This window comes from Thioalkalivibrio sp. ALE17 (assembly GCF_000425605.1).
In the GTDB taxonomy this organism is placed as follows: domain Bacteria; phylum Pseudomonadota; class Gammaproteobacteria; order Ectothiorhodospirales; family Ectothiorhodospiraceae; genus Thioalkalivibrio.
The window spans coordinates 4,998-21,874 of the sequence record NZ_KE384406.1; the positions used below are offsets into that span (position 1 = coordinate 4,998).

Below are 16,877 nucleotides of genomic sequence, written 5' to 3' on the forward strand. Positions count from 1 at the left end.
CAGGCCCCTTTGCTCGAATCTGGCGGAGAGGGAGGGATTACTCGGCACGTTGTGCCTCGCCCTCCGGGTCGTCGCCTGCGGCGACGCTCGGGTGCCGCTCCGCGTCACCCGTCGAACCAGCGTTCTTGTTCCTCAGGTTCGAATCCCGGCACCTCCGGGGCCAAACATGCAAAAGGGGCCACGCAGGCCCCTTTGCTCGAATCTGGCGGAGAGGGAGGGATTAGAACCCTCGATACGGGGTTACCGTATACACACTTTCCAGGCGTGCGCCTTCGACCGCTCGGCCACCTCTCCGTTTTCCGCAACCGCTGGACAGCTACAGAGCGCGGAATCCTAAACCAGGCGCGGCAGCGGCGCAATGGAGGGCCGGTGGAAAACGCTTGCGGATCAGGACCCGCCCTTGCCTGGCAACCCCGGGAAGGCATGCACGTTGCCACCCACCGCGCCCGCGTCGTGGATGCGCGGGGTCCCCACGGCGGTGACCTCGTCGATGCGAATCAGGGCATGCATCGGCACGTGAAAGCACTCCACTCCCTCGAACTCGGTACGCAGGCGTTCCTCCGAGGGATCCACCACGACCTGCGAGCGCTCCCCGAACAGCAGACCCTCGATGGTCACGAACCCGTACAGTTCATCCTGATAAACATCGCGGGCGAACAATTCGTAGGTCTTGCCATTGTTCAGAAAGCTGATCCGGTAACGTATGTTCTTGTCCATGATCTTAAGGAGACGCTGATTGAATCGCACGTCCGCGCTCGAGTCGCTTTTGCGTGCGAACAAGGCGCGGTGACTGCCGTGCAGTCACTCTGCACAAGGGAACCGCAACGCCGTTCCCGCGCCCGTTTTTGATCAACAACGGGCGGCCGAGCCCCTGCTTTCAATGGCTTGTGGGGTTGGTGCCCCCTGTTCCCCGATCCTGCGTTGCGCCGCTTGCGGGTAGAACCACTACCCGCTGCACGACGCGCCTTGTCTCGGAAAACAGGGGGCGCCAACGCGGACGTGCGATTCAATCAGCGTCTCCTTAATCATGGGGGAGCAACCGCAGATTGCAACGGGTTGGCGTTGGTCCAGACGGGCAGAGCCGGTATGATTCCCGGCTTCATCCGCATGGGCCCCGGCACGCCAACGATGAATTCCTCCCAGGAGCTGCTCGATCACTTGAGCCGCAACAGTTCGCCATACCAGGATCCGCTCACGCGGATTCGCTGGGATGCGCTGTCGCCGGAGGACTTCTGGATCCCGGAAGAGGCCGTCTCGCTATTTGGTACGCCGGAATACTCGGCGTTGTCCGCCGAGCAGAAACGCCGCCTGTCGCAGTACGAGTTCCTCTACTTCATCAGCGGGGCACTGTGGCTGGAGGGCCTGTTCATGGAGCGCATCTCGCGCATCTCCATGCACTCGACCGGCCGGCTGGACCGGCTGAACTACCGCCTGCACGAGCTGCGCGAAGAGGCCGGGCACAGCCTGATGTTCATCGAGTTCATGCGGCGCAGCGGCCTGGAGCTGCCGGAGAAGCGCTTCCCGAAGCCACGTCTCGCCACGCTGGTCGGACGCTTCGCCCCGTTCGAGTCCTCGATCTTCTGGATCGCGGTGATGATCGGCGAGGAAGTGCCGGATCGGATGAACCGGCTGATCCACCAGCGCCGCGACCAGATAAGCCCCACGGTGCATGACGTCGTCACCACCCACATGATCGACGAGGCCCGCCACATGGCGCATGCCCGCGACACGCTGGAAAGCTACCTGGACTCCCTGCCCGCCTGGCAGAAGACCACCTACCGGCCGCTGATGCGCCGGGTATTCCGTCAGTTCGTGCACGCCTTCTACTACCCGACGGCGGATATCTACCAGCTCGCGGGCCTGCCCGCGGGTCCGGACTACCGCCGATTGGCACGCGACAATCCGCGCCGGGCCGCCTTCATCGACACCTGTGTCGACCCCGCGCTGCAGATCCTGCGCGCTCAGGGGCTGGTCCTGAACTGGCGATAGGGAAACATTCCGGCCAGGACCAGCACCCGGACCCGGCGCCGCCGCGTCCCGCGCGGCCACGCCGCTTGATTGGGTATCATCCAGTCCATGGCCCCGCACCTTCAGCTCCGACCTCCAAGCACGACCTGGCGTCAGATCGAGCTCGGCATCTTCATCGTGCTGCTGGTGATGATTGGTCTGCGGGTCTGGTTCCAGCCACCCTCTGCACTGGAGCAGCTCACCTTTCGCGAGGAGTTGCAGGTCGTTCTGGTGGACACCCCACTGGGCCGTTCGGAACTTGCAGTGGCCAACGGCCACGACCAGCTGGAACTCGACCTGCTGCACGGCTTTGCGCAGGAGCTGGGCACGCGCATCCGGGTCACCCGCGTGGACACGGCGGCCGAGGCCCACCAGCGGCTGCGCGAACAGCGCGTGGATCTCGCCGCCGGGTTGCTGGTCGATCCCAACGACCCCGCGGTCAAACCAGGGCCGGAGATCCTTGCGATCCAGCAACTCCTCGCCTTCTGGCGTGACAACGAATCGAACTCGGCCCTGTCCGCCCTCAACGATCTCCCCGCCGGAACCCGCCTGGGTTTCACCGCGCAATCTCCGTTGCCGGAACGCCTGCAGAACCACCTGGCCCACGTCGAGGCGGCAAGACAAAGGAGCTCAGGCATGGCGGAGGGGCCGGAATCGGGCGATCCGGAAGAGAACCCCGTGGAGATCCTGGGCGACGAGCCCCGTGACCCTCCGATTGAACTGGTACCGCTGGGAACTGCCGAGGCGCTGCGCCAGGCCCTGGCCGAAGGCGAGATCGACTACGCCCTGATGAACTCGCTGGAGTTCGGGCGGTTGCGGCGCCTGCATCCCGAGCTGCGCACCGCGTACGAGTTCGAGCGCGGTGCGACCGTCACCTGGCTGTTCCCATCCGGGTTCGACCACAGCCTGATCGAAGCGGCGGAACGCTATATCGAGCGCCTGCGCGAGAACCGCGAACTGGAGCTGATGACCGACCGTTACCTGGGCCACCTGGAGACCCACGATCTGGTGGACGCCCTGACCTTCGCCCGCCGAGTGGAGGACCGCCTGGATCGCTTTCGCGACCTGTTCGAGAGCGCCGGCGAGCAATACGGCCTGGACTGGCGCTTCATCGCGGCGGTGGCCTATCAGGAGTCACACTGGAATGCCAACGCCGTGTCGCCCACCGGCGTGCGCGGGCTGATGATGCTGACCCAGAACACCGCTGCGGGTCTCGGCATCGACGACCGCACCGATCCCGCATCGAGCGTGGACGGTGGCACGCGATACCTGCTGGATCTGCGCGAACGACTCCCGGAGCGAATCCCGGAACCGGACCGCACCTGGATGACCTTGGCGGCCTACAACGTCGGCCTCGGTCACCTGCACGACGCCCGTCGCCTGGCGGATGCGCATGGCGACGATCCGGATCGCTGGCTGGACGTGATGCAGTGGCTCCCGCGCCTGGCCGACCCCGAATGGTACGAGCGCACCCGCTATGGCTACGCCCGTGGCTGGGAGCCGGTCGTCTACGTGCAGAACATCCGCAGCTACTACGACAAGCTGATCCAGCGCTTCCCCGAAAGCGGCGACCACAGACCGCCGCCCCCCGAGCCGTATCGCCGGGTCCCGGTGTCGCTCTAGGTGTGGAGTCTCACAAGGATGTCCACGGGACGACCGGACTGCATTCAGCACCGGCGGATCAATATCGAGCCCTCGTGCGTCTCTCCCCGAACACCCTCTGGAAAGGCCTGCATGACCCGTTCTCTCGCCGTTGTTCTGCTCACTCTGGTAGCGCTTCTGGGGACGCCGCTTATCGCCCTGGCAGAGGATGCCGGGGATCCAACCGGCGCTACGAACGCAGCCGCCATCATCGAGGCCGGCGGCGCCGAAGTCCCGGTGGAGCGCTATCGCGCCGACGGCGACGCCGTGCTGCTGTGGTTCCCGTCCGAGCACGGGTTGCGCGACGGCCACCGCACCCAAGCCCTGGCCCTGCAGGCCATCGGCATCGAGGTCTGGCTGGTTGACCCCTTCAGCGGCCACTTCCTGCCGGAGGCGGCCTCCAGCTTCGATGAGATGCCCACCACGACCGTCGCGGACCTGATCGAGTCGGCTCACGCCGATACCGGTCGAGCCGTCTTCGCGTTCGGCCACGACCGCGCCCTGCCCTGGCTGCTCACCGGGCTTTACCAGTGGCAGCTCGCCCACCCGGATGCGGACCACATGGCCGGCCTGCTGATGGCCAGCCCCTACCTGCACACCGGCGTGGACACCGAAGGTGCCGAGCTGCAGGCCATCGTCGGGCTGACCAACCTCCCCGTGTACATCCTGCAACCGGCGCAATCCCCACAGCGCCAGCAACTCGGCCGCATCCGCGCGGGTCTCACGGAGGGCGGTAGTGCCGTGGGGGCCCGCCTGCTTCCCGGCATCCGCGACCGGTTCTTCTTCCGCCCGGATGCCACGGCCGGCGAGCAACTGGCGAGCGAGCACTTCCATCGCGAGATCGCCTTCGGCATGGAGATGCTGTCGCGCCTGCCCCGCCAGCGGACGCCGGCCGTGGCCGATGCGGACACCGACCTGGCCGTGCGCACCCCCACCGGCGGCGACGCGCAACTGAATACCCTGGACGAGCCCGTGGCCGCCCCGCCGCTGGAACGGCCCGACCTTGCCGGCGACAACCGTCGTCTGGAGGACTATCGCGGCGAGGTCGTGCTGGTGAACTTCTGGGCAAGCTGGTGCCCGCCCTGCGTGCACGAGATGCCATCCATGCAGTTGCTGGAGGATGAACTGCGCGCGGAAGGCTTTCGCATCCTCGCGGTGAATCTCGGCGAGGACGAGGCCACCATCCGCCGCTTCATCGAGGACGAAGTGCAAACGGACTTCACCATCCTCCTCGACCCGGACCAGGCCTCCCTGAATGACTGGCGCGCGATGGCCTACCCCACCAGCTACGTCATCGACCGCGAGGGCCAGCTGCGCTACTACCTGTTCGGCGCGATCGAATGGACCGAACCCGGCGTCATCGACCAGATCCGCGAACTCCTCGACGAACAGGCGCAAGGGTAACGCCGCCGCCCGAAATACCCGCCACACGTGGGCCCTTGCGCGTGCTCGGCAATATTCGGGACTACGCTTGAGGAATGGCGGATGCCGAGGAGAATCCGATGGAAAAGCCCCAACCCGCATCGCCCCGTGTATGCGGCCTGCTCGCGAGCCTGGCACTGCTGGTGGCCTCGCCCACCTTCGCGGAGGTGGAGGTGGGCATCACCGCCGACATGGCCGAGTTCGAGGTGCGCCACGGCGACGAGCGCGTGACGGTGACCCGCGACCAGGACACCTTCGCGACCATCGATCTCGACTATGCGCAGATTGCGCGCCCCTGTCCGCCCTTCTGCATCCAGCCGATGAGCCTGGGTCGAGGGGTCGAGACGCTGGGTGAACTGGAGTTCATCGATTACCTGCGCCAGACCACCGAGCGCGACGACCTGCTGATCATCGATTCACGCACCCCACGCGAATATCGCCGCGGCACCATCCCCGGGGCCATCAACATCCCCTGGGATCGCCTGCACTTCGCCTCCGGGGCCGACCCGGACGACGTACGCAATGTGCTGAGCGACCGGTTCGACGTGGTCTTCGACGGGGACTTCTACGACTTCAGCCACGCCAAGACCCTGGTGCTGTTCTGCAACGGCCCTTGGTGCGGGCAGTCCCCCACCAACATCCGCACGCTGACCAACCTCGGCTACCCGGCCGAACGCATCAAGTGGTACCGCGGCGGCATGCAAATGTGGCACGCCTTCGGCCTGACCACGGTGGAAGGCTCCACCGACGAATAACGCACGACCGTCCGGCCGGCTATTCGGGCTCGGTCATGAGGGTACGGACGCGGTTGATGACGTCGGGGTCGTCCCATTCGATGGCGCTGTTGACGGAATAGCGCACGCGGCCGTCGCGGCCAAGGATGAAGGAGCTGGGGAAGGCGAATACACGCCAGTCGGCGGCAACCCGGCCGTCGAAATCCATCAGCACCGGGAAATCCACCTGCACCTCGTCCATGAAGGCGGAGATGTGCTCGGCGCTCTCCTGATAGTTAACCGAGACGATGGCGAAACCCTTGCCCAGGGTCTCGGCCATGCGGTTCATCGACGGGATCTCGTGGACGCAGGGCGGGCACCAGCTGGCCCAGAAGTTCAGCAGGACCACCTGGTCCGCGTAGTCGGACAGCGACTGCTCATCGCCAAGGTGATCGGTCAGGGTGAAGTCCGCAACCGGCGGTGGGTGATCGCGCGCTACCAGCCCCCGACCGGCCTCGACCTCGTGCGCGAGTTCCGGCATCGGCGCCGCCGCCAGCGGGCGCGGGACGCTGGCCAGCAACCGGCCCGCCTGCAGCAACTGCGCGGGCAGACGGGCCGCCATGGCCACTTCCTCCGGTTCGGGGTCGGAACGGCGCAGGTAGTAGAAGTCGCGCACCCCCGGGATCATCTGCACGAATACCGCGCTGCCACCCCGGCGCAGGTCGGTCAGGATCTCGTCCAGGTGCCAGCGGTAGACGCCCTGGGTCGGCTGCAGCAGAAACACCGGAAGGCTGGTGGCCCGCACGACATCCACAAACTCCGCGGGCGCCCCGGCGACTGGCGTGTCCACCATCAGGTTGGGGAAGGCCAGGGCCGCACCCAGCACGTAGGCCGCCTCGGGCCCGTCTTTCTGCCACTGGCGCAGGCCGCGCAGCGCGGTGATGGCCGGGCGACCGGAGGCCACCAGCATGACCTCCTTGCCCGTCTCTTCATGCGCGGCGCGCAGCAACGCGGCCACGCTGACTCCATCCAGGCTGCGCATGCTCTCGTTGGTGCGGGGGAGGAAATGGGCATCCAGCAGGTCCACCTGCCAGACCTCGATGCCCATGGCCGCCAGCTCGCGGCCGAACTCGGCATGGTTGGCGTGCGCGCCCGCCTGCGGCAGCAGCCAGAGGTAGAGGCGCTCACCCCCGGCCGGGTAGACGGTCACGTCCAGCTCCACGCCGGCGGGATCCGTCACGGTCATCGAACGCGGCTCCGCGGCGTCGGCCAGCACCGGCGCAGCCAGAATCAGGCACAGCAGCAGGCCAAGACGTGGCAGAACGCTCATCGACACGGGACGCATGGATCAGGGAGACGGAAGGCGACTATAGCGCCCCGCCGGGCGGGCGGAAACGTCACCACCCCGCTGGGGATACGGGATCAGCGCGGGTGAATGTGCCGGTAGGTACGCAGGCGGCGGGTCTTCTCCACCATCCGCCACAGGGAACGGCTGTTGTTGTAGCGCGAGACATGCTGCAGCGGGACCCACAGGATGTCGTGCGACTCGTGGCTGCCGGGCACCGGCAGGCGGTCATCGATCTCCAGCAGGAAGCGCACGTCGATGTGCTCGTGCATCGGGAAATGCGGGCTGGCGGGGATGGTGTGGATATCCAGGTCGAAGATGTCTTCCTCGACGAGCCGGATATGCTCGGGGGACAAGCCGGTTTCCTCGTGTGTCTCGCGCAGCGCCACCTGCAGGATATCCGCCTGACCATCGGCATGCCCGCCTGGCTGGAACCAGCGATGGTGCTTGCCGTGCAGCAACAGCAGGGCCTGCTCGCGATCCGGACTGACCACCCAGGCCGAGCCGGTCACGTGGGCCGGCGTCAGGTCGCAATTGAAGCAGTCCGGGTGGTCGTTGACGAAATCCAGAGCGCGGCGGACGAAGCCGGCCTCCTCGATGAAGGTCGTCTGGTGACGGGCGAGCAGGTCCAGCAGCTGCGCGCGATGCATCTCAGGTCCCGGCGGGGTTGTGCAGCGCGTGGATCGCCGCGCGCGCCGCCTCGTCCACGTCGCCCTCGCGGCCGGCGAGGGTCAGACGCCCGAAGGCGCCCACCGCGCGCACATCGATCAGCGACACATTGGCCGCCTTCAACGCCTGGTTCGCGGCGTAGATGATGTAGCCGGCCGGCTCCGCCTCGAGGATGAACATGCTCTGATCCGGCAGGATCATGTTCCCGCGGCGGTTCTGGCGGTTGATCAGCACGGTGTGATCCGGGGTCATCCCGCGGATGGTCTCCTGCCAGGGGATGCGGCAGGGCTGGCGATCCTCCTGGCTGGCGCCCAGGCGCGAGAGCAGCACGCGACCGGCCTCCTGCACCTCGCTCTGGTCGCGGTGGTGGATCACCATGGAACCGAACTCGCGCTCCACCACCTGCTGCGCGAGGTGCACGTTGGTCGCCTTCAGCGCCACGTCGGTCAGACGGTGCACCGCCATCCCCGGCGAAACCTCCACCCACAGGCAGGAGTCCCCCGGTACGGGCAGAAAGCCCTGGGAGACCGTAGCCATGTATTCCGCCAGCTGCGGCTGGAGGGAATCCATGTAGACGTAGGTTCGCAGCTGGATCATCGATTCGCTCTGGGCCGGGGCCTGGGCCCCATGGGTCCCGCGCGTCGCGGCCCGAACCCGCGCGGGGCGTCCGCGCACAGGTTACGCAAGCCGCCTGCTACCGCCGGCCTGCGTGAGTACACGGGAGAATTGAGGGGCGTATTGTGAACGCAGCGGGCCTCAAGCTCAATCTCCGGGCCGCATCGGCGCCCCTGCAACGCGCGGACACAACCCCCGTATGGCCTCGTATAATGCTACGCCAGCCCAGCCGCCACAGGGATTGTCATGACAAAGCAGGACGCGGAACACCTCCTGGCCCGCGTGGAAGATGCCGACCTCGACCTGGCCGAGACCCTGCGCGAACTCGTCGACTGGCTGCGCCCGGAAGATCCCCGCAATGTGGCCCCGGTTATCGGCCGGATCGAACAACTGACCCTGGCGCTCGCGGACCACCCGAGCCTGCAGGAACGGCTGCGTCAGCGACTGGAGGACGGGCTGGAGGACGCCCGGCACCTGACGCTGTACACCGGGATCGGCCTGTTCTCGCGCAAGGGATTCTTTCGTGAGGCGGCCGAATTGATCTACGAGCGCATCAACCCGCGCCCGATGGATCGCCAGGATCTGAAAGATGTGCTGTTTCACGTCTTTCACCAGACCGACGATGCCGTATGGGTCGCCGCCCTTCCGGACGATGCCTGGTGGCGCCTGCTGGAGGCACTGGGCTGCCTGTCCGGCGAGCATCCCGGGGTCCTGCACCGGGCCCGCGAGGAGATCCTCTACGCCCTGGAGATGCTGTCCATCTGGGTGGCGGCCGAGGAACTGGAACCGGAACTCCTGCGCCTGGACCCGTCGATCGCGGAGCGCAACTCGGCGTTTGTGGCCCAGGAGCGCGAGATCTCCGCCTACGTGCGCGACTATCGCGCCGCGCTGGAGGACCCCAACCGCGAACGCATGGACGACCGCCACGCCCGCGTGCTGCTGGAGCAGTGCGGCGAGCAGATCGCGCGCCTGCGCCAGCTGGCCATCACCCACGGCAACAGCCTGTCCCTGACCCACCTGCTGGAACGCCTGGACCAGACCCTCCGGCGCATCCACAAGCTGCTCGACCTGCTGGAACCCGATGCGGAGCGCGATACCCGCGCCGCCTCGGTCGGCGTGTTCCGCGAACTCATCACCATCAGCGCCCGCCAGCACGGGGTGCGCGCGCTGTGGCAGGACAACATCAAGCTGGTCTCGCGCAGCATTACCCAGCATGTCAGCGACACCGGCGAGCACTACATCACCCAGTCGCGCGGCGAATACTTCCAGATGCTGCGCTCCGGGGCCGGCGCCGGGCTGATTATCGCGGTGATGGCGCTGATCAAGATCCAGATCGGGGCCCTGGATCTGTCCCAGGCGGCCTACACACTGTGGACCAGCCTGAACTACGGGCTCGGTTTCGTGCTCATCCACATCCTGCACTTCACCGTCGCCACCAAGCAGCCGGCGATGACCGCCGCGCGCCTGGCCGCCGCCATCGAGGAGAGCGAACGCGGGACGGCCGACCCGCGCAAGATGGCGGACCTCCTGATGCGGGTGGGACGCTCGCAGTTTGCCGCGGTGCTGGGCAACGTGGGCATCGCCCTGCCCACCGCGATCCTGATCGGGCTGTTTTCCGCCCGCCTGTTCGAGACCCCGATCCTGTCCGGCCAGGAGGCCGACTACCTGATGGACGGCCTGCGCCCGATCATGGGGCTGGCGCTGTTCTTCGCCGCGATCGCCGGGGTCTGGCTGTTCGTCTCCGGCCTGATCGCCGGGTTCTTCGACAACCGCTGCGCCTATCTCGACCTGCCCGGCCGGCTGCGGGAACACCCTTGGCTGCGCCGCCTGCTGCCCACCGGCGCCCGCCACCGCCTGGCTGACTGGATCGGCTACAACTACGGGGCCCTGATCGGGAACTTCCTGTTCGGTGTCCTGCTCGGGGTCACCGGATATGTCGGCTACCTGCTGAGCCTGCCGCTGGATATCCAGCACGTGGCCTTCGCCTCGGCCAATCTCGGCTATATCACCGCCAGCGAGACACCCGGGCTGGGGATATTCACACTGTTCCTGGTCTTCGTGCTGCTGATCGGGGCCGTCAACCTGTGGGTCAGTTTCGGCCTCGCGCTGTACGTCGCGCTGCGCGCCCGGGGCGTGCGTATGGGGGCCTTCGGCCGCGTCTTCCGCGCCTACGGCCATCATCTGCGCGAACGCCCGCGGGAATTCCTGTTCCCCCCGCGTGCCGTTGACGCCGCCGACGACAACGACAAAGGCGATGCTCGGTAGCCACGCCCGGGGTCTCCTGCTGCCGCTGGCCATCCTGTGGCTGGCCGGCTGTGCCGGAGCGGTGCCCAACCCGTCCGGTGGCGAGTCCCGCGTGCCGATCCTCGCCCAGGAGGTCATCCACACCGCGGACGGTGATCGACTGCCGCTGCATCGCTGGGGTCCGGAGACCCCGGAGCAGGTGGTGCTGGCCCTGCACGGGTTCAACGACCACGGCGGCAGCATGCAGGCCCTGGGCGAGGCCCTCGCCGAGCATGCCATCGCGGTCTACGCCTATGACCAGCGCGGCTTCGGCGGCACGCGCAATGCCGGCTACTGGTCCGGTCATCGGATCATGGCCGAGGACGCCCGCACCGCGCTGCGGCTGCTGCAGGCGCGTTATCCCGATCGCACGCCCTACCTGGTCGGCAAGAGCATGGGCGGCGCGGTCGCCCTGCTGGCCGCGGCGGAGGCGCCCGACGCCGGGGACGGGACACCCCTTGTAGCCGGCACGGTGCTGATCGCCCCGGCCGTCTGGAGCCGGGGCGACATGCCCTGGTATCAGCGCTTCGGCCTGTGGCTGGGAGCGCGCCTGGCGCCCGGCTGGCGCCTGGACGGCGAGATGGCGGCGGAACTGGATATCCGTCCCACCGACGACCCCGCCGTGCTGCAACAGATGCGCGACGACCCGCTCGTGCTGCGCGACGCGCGCATCGATGCCCTCGACGGCCTGACCACCCTGATGACCCGCGCGCTGGAGACCGGTCCCGACCTGCCCGCGCCCAGCCTGACCCTCTACGGGGCGCGCGACGACCTCGTGCCACCGCGCCCCCTGGCGCGCCTGCTGGAGGGGCTTTCCGCGCAGGAGTCCGGTGCCCACCGCGCCGTGCTCTACCCCGAGGGCTACCACATGCTGACCCGCTACACCCGCGCCGGAACCACCTTCGCCGACATCGCCGCCTGGCTGCAGGACCCGCAAGCCCCCCTCCCCTCCGGCCACGAACGCAGCCTCGATGCGCTAACGCAATACCTTCGAGACCTGGACTGACTGGCCGCGCCGGCGCATCAAAGCTACGCTCGATGCAGCAACCTCTGGAGACCGCCCCATGACCCACTCGACCTCCAACCGTCTCGACGACCTGGTGGCCCGCAGTCGGCGCGACCAGGCGGAGCGCGAACGCGGCTATCGCGAGCAGGCCCTGAAGATGTATCCGTGGGTTTGCGGGCGCTGCGGGCGGGAGTTCACCCGCGCCAATCTGCGCGAGCTGACGGTGCACCACCGCGACCACAACCACGACAACAACCCCCCGGACGGCAGCAACTGGGAACTGCTGTGCCTGTACTGCCACGACAACGAGCACCAGCGCTATACCGATGCCACCCCCGGAAGCGGCAAGACGGGCGGAACCACGGCCACGCACAACCCGTTCGCCGGGCTGGCCGGCATGCTCAAGGGGGACAACGATCCACAGGATGACGATTCGGGAGCGTAAACCCCCGCGACCGCTTCACAGCCCGCGCCACCAGAACTGCAATGGCTTGTGGGTTTCCTGCGTCTCGCCAATATCCGGCCAGGGAAACTGGCAGACCAGGCCCTCGGCCCGGGTGTAGCCGCGCCTCCTCCAGAAACCGTCCAGCGGCCGATAGTCCGCCGGGCGCCGCGGGTGATCCTGCGGGCGCACCACCGCACAGAAGGTGGCATGCGCAAACCCCAACCGGCGGGCCGCCGCCTCGCGCTCGTCGAAAAACCGGTGCCCGGCTCCCTGACCACGAAACTCCGGCTCCAGCACTGACTCCGCGAGGTAGTAGTACGCCGCCGGGTCCAGCCCCTGCTCGCGAAACGGGGCCTGGAATTCCGCCTCGGCCGCGGCCAGAGGCAACGCGGTGGAAGCGCCCACCACACGGCCATCTTCCAGCGCCAGCACCAGCGTGCTGTCCGGGCAGTCCGCGTAGTCCTGCAGGTACCGCGCCTCGTACTCCGCACTGCCGTCGTAGAGGTACGGCCACTCGCGGAACACCGCGATACGCAGGCGTGCCACGGCGTCCAGATAGGGCGTTATACCCGCCCCGCCCACGGTCCTGAATTCCATTCGTTTCGGCCTCCTGCGCTCGCGCTCAGACCGCTCCCGGGGTGTCGGCCGGGGCCGGCTGCCCCACACCGCGCAGCAAACGGCCGAGGATATCGGTCCCGCTCAGGATGCGGCGCTGATCATCGGTCCACAGCAGGATGACATCGTCGCCGACCACGGTGTCGCCACTGCTGGCCGGGCGCACCTTGAAATGCGGCACCAGCCCGCCCAGACGTCGGCCCCCATCGCGTACCACCAGAGGATGGTGACAGTGATGGTGGGGATCAAAGCGTTCCGGTGCAAACAGGGCCTCGCGGGTGAACTCCGGGACCCGGATCACCGTGCGCGGCTCGCCTTCGGGGTCGGTAATCACTATCCAGCCCCGCCCGGGCCGATTGAGCCGGACCAGGAACGGATCATCGGTCCGCGGCGCGATCGCGGGGAAGACCGGGCGCCCGTCCGCGAATTCCATGGTGAGCACGCTGTCCGGATCCAGCGCCTGCCCCTCGTGCTGCACCAGGATGTCGTCCAGCTCCAGGAAATTGCGTGCACCGCGTCCCTCGACCCGCGTGATCTCGCTGCCGTGCGCCTGCATATGCAGATCGATCAGGTGGTGCAGATCGCGCTCCGGGAAGAACCGGATCTCCTCGCCGCCGAGCCAGCGATCCAGCACCCAGGCCGTGGGGCGCGCCACCGGATACATCAGGAACTGGTAGAACCGCAGCAGCGGATAGAGCGCCCCGGCCACCTTCAGCGCGTGCCGGGAGAAATAGGACTGCGGCAGGATCTCGGCAAAGATCGTGATCACGACCGTGGAGAACAGGAACGCCGCCACGCCCCCCATCGCCGAGCCCGACAGCAGCGCCAGCAGCACGTTGACGGCGACATTGCCCCAGAGGATGGTCACCAGGGCAAAATTCGCATCGCCGCGCAGGGCCAGCAGGCGTTCCGCGCGCGGATCCCCCTTCTGCGCCTGGACCTCCAGTTCCAGCTTGCTGCGCGAGAACAGCCCGAGGTTGAGCCCGGACAGGATCGCCGATTGGGACAGGCAGACGAGGATACCCAGCCAGGTCAGAAGGCTCATGGGGTCATTTCCTTGGCACGCGCATACATGGGATCAGGGTACCGCGCCGCCGGCCGTGCGCGCCCGCACGGAACAGGCCCTGCTCTGTGCGATACCACCCCCACGCCGGTTGAGAGCATCTACACTCGAAGACGGGGCCGGTGCCTGCCGGGCCGGCCCCGCAGCGGTCCCGTCGACCCGTCCAACGGGTACCCGGGGCCACCGTCTACGCCAAAGGAGGATCTGCATGGACACTGTCTGGATCGTTGTCGCCGATGCCGCGCGCGCCCGCATCTTTGCCTGCGAGGGCCGCGCCTGTCAGGGGATGCACGAGAGCGAGACGCTCTCGCACAGCGAGTCCCGCGCCCACAACCAGGATCTCGTCTCGGATCGCCCCGGACGCAGCTGGAGCAGTGCCAGCGGGGATGCGCGGCACGCCATGCAGGAGAGTACCGATCCCGCCGCCAACGAACGCAACCGTTTTGCCCGCCAAGTCGCCGAGCGGCTCAAGGCCGCCTATCACGAGGGCACCTTCAAGCGACTCGTGATCGTCGCCGCGCCGACTTTCTTGGGCGCCCTGCGCGAGGTACTGGACCCGACCGTCGCCCAGAGCGTTACCGCCGAGGTGGCCAAGAACGTCACCAAGTCCACCGACGCCACCAGCCTGCGCAAGCACCTGCCGGACTTCCTCTACTGACCGACCCGCCCCGGCCCCGACGCGGGGTCGGGGTTCACCACCGCGTCCCCGCGCCTTGTTCGCACGCATAAGCGACTCGAGCGCGAGCGTGCGCATTAACCAGGGTTTCCCCTAGTGCTTCAGGTCGTCGGGCTGCAGCGTTCCGAGCAGACGCGGCCCGTCAGTATGTGGCTCGAACACGGCCATCTCGGCCTCGTCAATCTCCACCTCCGCGGCGTGGCGCAGGTTCAGGTCATGGCCCACGATCACGATGTTCTTCTCCGGGGCCTCGGGCGGCGTGTTCAGGTGCCGCCGCAGCCCTTCGATCAGCTCCTCGCGGCGCGTGTCGTCCTGAATGATCGGGAGGTTGTAGAGTTCGGTCCGGATCTCGTACTCGCCGAACCCGTAGTGCGCGGTCTCCCAGTTGCGGCAGAACTCGCTGGTCAGCACCTGCTCGACCGGTATGGCATGCCACTCGAAGCCCTTGCCCACCTGCCGCGCCTGTTCCCGCCCGCGCGTGCTCAGGTTGCGCTGCCCTTCGCAGTCCGTCATGTCGGAGAGGTCATAGTCGTCGTGCGACCGATCGGTGGCCGCATGCCGCCAGTAGATCACCAGCCCGCCCGCCTGCAGGCGCTCGATCAGGGCCTCCGGTGCCAGCGGCTCGGCGCCGGCCGGGGCCACCATCGCCAGCACCAGGGCCAGTACTCCACCCACCATCCCGTTTCTCACCACATCACTCCCGATCCGTCCCCCCTCCCCTGTGCGTAGACGCTCCGGCGTCATTCTGCCCGGCCACGCGACTCCGGCCCGCCAGGGCGGGCCGGGGTCGCTCAATCGAAATCCTCGGGGGTCAGTATGCCGAGCACGCGGGGCGCATCCCCGCCCGGCTCGAACACCGCGATCTCGCCTTCGTCGATGCGCACCCGCGCCGCGCGCTGGAGGTTGATGTTGTGCCCGACGATCACCACGTTGCTGTCGCGCTCCTCCGGCGGCGTCACGAGATAGTCCCGCAGGGCCGTCACCAGTGCCTGCTGCCGCTGACGGTCGCGCACCGGCGGCACGTTGAACAGGTCGTCCCGCACCTCCCAGGAGCCCTCGCCGAAGGCGATCCGGGCGCTGTCGATATTGCGGCAGAACGCCGAGCTCAAAATGCGCTCGACCGGGATCGCGTGACGTTCGAAGCCGGCGCCGACCCGGCGCGCCTGCTCGCGTCCGCGGTCGTCCAGATTGCGCTGCAGTTCGCAGCGGCTCATGTCGGTCAGGTCCTGATCGCGGCGGCTGTGATCGGTCGCGGCGTGGCGCCAGTAGATCACCAGCCCGCCCGCCTGCATGCGCTCGATCAGGGCATCGGGCTCGAGCGCATCGGCACTCGCCAACGTGGGCAGGAACAGCAGGGTCAGCAACAGCCACAGGCCGGAACGAAACATCGGCATCTCCTCGCAAGAACACGCATTCAGTAGGCCTGCAGACCACGCGGCGGGGGCACCGGTTCGGTGCATCCGCCGACGGCACTCAACGCGACACTGCGTTGACGCCCCCCGACCCCAGCCCTAGTATGCCGTCACTGCCTTGCCCGGAAACCCGCGCCCCCATGACCTACTGTGTCGCCATCGACCTGGACGACGGCCTCGTCTTCGCCTCCGACTCCCGCACCAATGCGGGCGTGGACCAGGTGAGCACCTACAGCAAGATGCACACCTTCGAGATCGAGGGGCAGCGGGTATTCGTGGTCCTCGCGGCCGGCAACCTGGCCACCACGCAGTCGGTGGTGCAGCAGCTCAAGCGCGACATGGAGGAAGGCGCCGAGGAAAGCCTGGCGACGGTGGAGCGCATGTCGGATGCCGCCGAATACCTCGGCCGGCTCAACCGCGAAGAGGCGGAGAAGCATTCCGAGGCCCTGTCCCGCTCCGGTATTAAGGCCGAGGCCACCCTGATCATCGGCGGCCAGATCGGCGACGATGCCCCGGCGATCTTCATGGTCTACCCGCAGGGCAATTACATCACCACCTCGCAGCAGACGCGCTTTTTGCAGATCGGCGAGAGCAAGTACGGCAAGCCGATCCTGGACCGCATCATCGAACCGGCCACCCCGCTGGGGGATGCCGCGCGCTGCGCGCTGGTCTCCATCGACTCGACCATTCGTTCGAACCTGACTGTGGGGCCCCCGATCGAGGTCATGGTCTACGAGCGCGGCACCCTGACTTTCGACCATTACCTGTGCCTGGAGACCGACGACGCCTACCTGCGCTCACTCACCCAGGCCTGGGACACCAACATCAAGAAGGCCTTCACCGACCTGCCGCGCTTCGACTGGGAGTCCGCCCACGCGCGCAAGCAGCGCGGGACCCGCGTCAGCCGCGGCTCCGGCAAGGCCGCAGCGCCCGCTTCGAGCAAAGCGAAAAAGTCCCGCCGCTGA

At 67.5% G+C, this 16,877-nt stretch carries 17 protein-coding genes, 1 tRNA gene and 1 other RNA gene; 9 read left to right on the forward strand and 10 right to left on the reverse strand.

What is annotated here, in order from left to right; all coding sequences use genetic code 11:
* Positions 1–20: 20 nt before the first annotated feature.
* The 3 genes from H609_RS14110 to H609_RS0112980 form a co-directional block, all read right to left on the reverse strand.
* Positions 21–166: non-coding RNA, RtT sRNA (locus H609_RS14110), on the reverse strand.
* Positions 167–203: 37 nt separating this feature from the next.
* Positions 204–294, reverse strand: a tRNA-Ser gene (locus H609_RS0112975).
* Positions 295–387: 93 nt separating this feature from the next.
* Positions 388–717 (reverse strand): DUF1820 family protein, encoded by a 330-nt coding sequence (locus H609_RS0112980; RefSeq protein WP_028485116.1) that lies wholly within the window; start codon positions 715–717, stop codon positions 388–390.
* 411 nt (positions 718–1,128) lie between these two features.
* Here H609_RS0112980 and H609_RS0112985 point away from each other — a divergent pair, with 411 nt between their 5' ends.
* The 4 genes from H609_RS0112985 to H609_RS0113000 all read left to right on the forward strand — a co-directional run bounded on the left by H609_RS0112985 (position 1,129) and on the right by H609_RS0113000 (position 5,825).
* A complete protein-coding gene (locus tag H609_RS0112985) occupies positions 1,129–1,989 on the forward strand; it encodes a diiron oxygenase (RefSeq protein WP_018867827.1) in 861 nt (286 codons plus the stop codon).
* Positions 1,990–2,076: 87 nt separating this feature from the next.
* On the forward strand, positions 2,077–3,630 hold the full coding sequence (gene mltF, locus H609_RS0112990; RefSeq protein WP_028485117.1) for a membrane-bound lytic murein transglycosylase MltF: 1,554 nt from the start codon (positions 2,077–2,079) through the stop codon (positions 3,628–3,630).
* 111 nt (positions 3,631–3,741) lie between these two features.
* A complete protein-coding gene (locus tag H609_RS0112995; protein WP_028485118.1) occupies positions 3,742–5,052 on the forward strand; it encodes a peroxiredoxin in 1,311 nt (436 codons plus the stop codon).
* Positions 5,053–5,126: 74 nt separating this feature from the next.
* Positions 5,127–5,825 (forward strand): rhodanese-like domain-containing protein, encoded by a 699-nt coding sequence (locus tag H609_RS0113000; protein WP_018875910.1) that lies wholly within the window; start codon positions 5,127–5,129, stop codon positions 5,823–5,825.
* A gap of 19 nt (positions 5,826–5,844) precedes the next feature.
* On the opposite strand, the gene H609_RS0113005 is transcribed toward H609_RS0113000, so the two are convergent.
* From H609_RS0113005 to H609_RS0113015, 3 genes are all read right to left on the reverse strand, one after another.
* Positions 5,845–7,113, reverse strand: coding sequence for a TlpA disulfide reductase family protein (locus H609_RS0113005; protein ID WP_028485119.1), 1,269 nt, complete (start codon positions 7,111–7,113; stop codon positions 5,845–5,847).
* A 92-nt stretch (positions 7,114–7,205) separates the two neighbouring features.
* Entirely contained in the window at positions 7,206–7,778 is a 573-nt protein-coding gene (locus H609_RS0113010; protein WP_018875908.1) for an NUDIX hydrolase, read from the reverse strand.
* Position 7,779: 1 nt separating this feature from the next.
* The gene (locus H609_RS0113015) at positions 7,780–8,394 is read right to left on the reverse strand and encodes a BMC domain-containing protein (RefSeq protein WP_018867821.1); all 615 of its coding nucleotides are present in this window, start codon (positions 8,392–8,394) and stop codon (positions 7,780–7,782) included.
* Positions 8,395–8,658: 264 nt separating this feature from the next.
* On the opposite strand from H609_RS0113015, the gene H609_RS0113020 reads away from it, so the two are divergent.
* From H609_RS0113020 to H609_RS0113030, 3 genes are read left to right on the forward strand one after another with little or no spacing between them, the layout of a single operon-like run.
* Entirely contained in the window at positions 8,659–10,677 is a 2,019-nt protein-coding gene (locus tag H609_RS0113020; RefSeq protein WP_028485120.1) for a site-specific recombinase, read from the forward strand.
* Positions 10,667–11,701, forward strand: coding sequence for an alpha/beta fold hydrolase (locus H609_RS0113025; RefSeq protein ID WP_028485121.1), 1,035 nt, complete (start codon positions 10,667–10,669; stop codon positions 11,699–11,701). Before H609_RS0113020 ends, H609_RS0113025 begins: the two co-directional genes overlap by 11 nt.
* A 58-nt stretch (positions 11,702–11,759) precedes the next feature.
* Positions 11,760–12,146 carry a YajD family HNH nuclease gene (locus tag H609_RS0113030; protein ID WP_019558657.1) on the forward strand — a complete coding sequence of 129 codons (387 nt, stop codon included), beginning with the start codon at positions 11,760–11,762 and terminating at the stop codon, positions 12,144–12,146.
* A gap of 15 nt (positions 12,147–12,161) precedes the next feature.
* On the opposite strand, the gene H609_RS0113035 is transcribed toward H609_RS0113030, so the two are convergent.
* On the reverse strand, positions 12,162–12,743 hold the full coding sequence (locus H609_RS0113035; protein WP_019558658.1) for a GNAT family N-acetyltransferase: 582 nt from the start codon (positions 12,741–12,743) through the stop codon (positions 12,162–12,164).
* A 25-nt stretch (positions 12,744–12,768) separates the two neighbouring features.
* Positions 12,769–13,806 carry a DUF21 domain-containing protein gene (locus tag H609_RS0113040; RefSeq protein ID WP_028485122.1) on the reverse strand — a complete coding sequence of 346 codons (1,038 nt, stop codon included), beginning with the start codon at positions 13,804–13,806 and terminating at the stop codon, positions 12,769–12,771.
* Positions 13,807–14,032: 226 nt separating this feature from the next.
* On the opposite strand from H609_RS0113040, the gene H609_RS0113045 reads away from it, so the two are divergent.
* Positions 14,033–14,482 (forward strand): host attachment protein, encoded by a 450-nt coding sequence (locus tag H609_RS0113045; protein ID WP_028485123.1) that lies wholly within the window; start codon positions 14,033–14,035, stop codon positions 14,480–14,482.
* A gap of 111 nt (positions 14,483–14,593) precedes the next feature.
* Here the strand turns inward: H609_RS0113045 and H609_RS0113050 are convergent, their stop codons facing one another.
* Complete coding sequence (locus H609_RS0113050; protein ID WP_038036343.1) at positions 14,594–15,178, reverse strand: histidine phosphatase family protein; 585 nt, start codon at positions 15,176–15,178, stop codon at positions 14,594–14,596.
* Between the two features lie 113 nt (positions 15,179–15,291).
* On the reverse strand, positions 15,292–15,888 hold the full coding sequence (locus H609_RS0113055; RefSeq protein ID WP_028485125.1) for a histidine phosphatase family protein: 597 nt from the start codon (positions 15,886–15,888) through the stop codon (positions 15,292–15,294).
* A gap of 164 nt (positions 15,889–16,052) precedes the next feature.
* Between H609_RS0113055 and H609_RS0113060 the strand changes: the two genes are divergently transcribed.
* Positions 16,053–16,877, forward strand: a complete 825-nt coding sequence (locus tag H609_RS0113060; protein ID WP_018875901.1) for a proteasome-type protease — start codon at positions 16,053–16,055, stop codon at positions 16,875–16,877.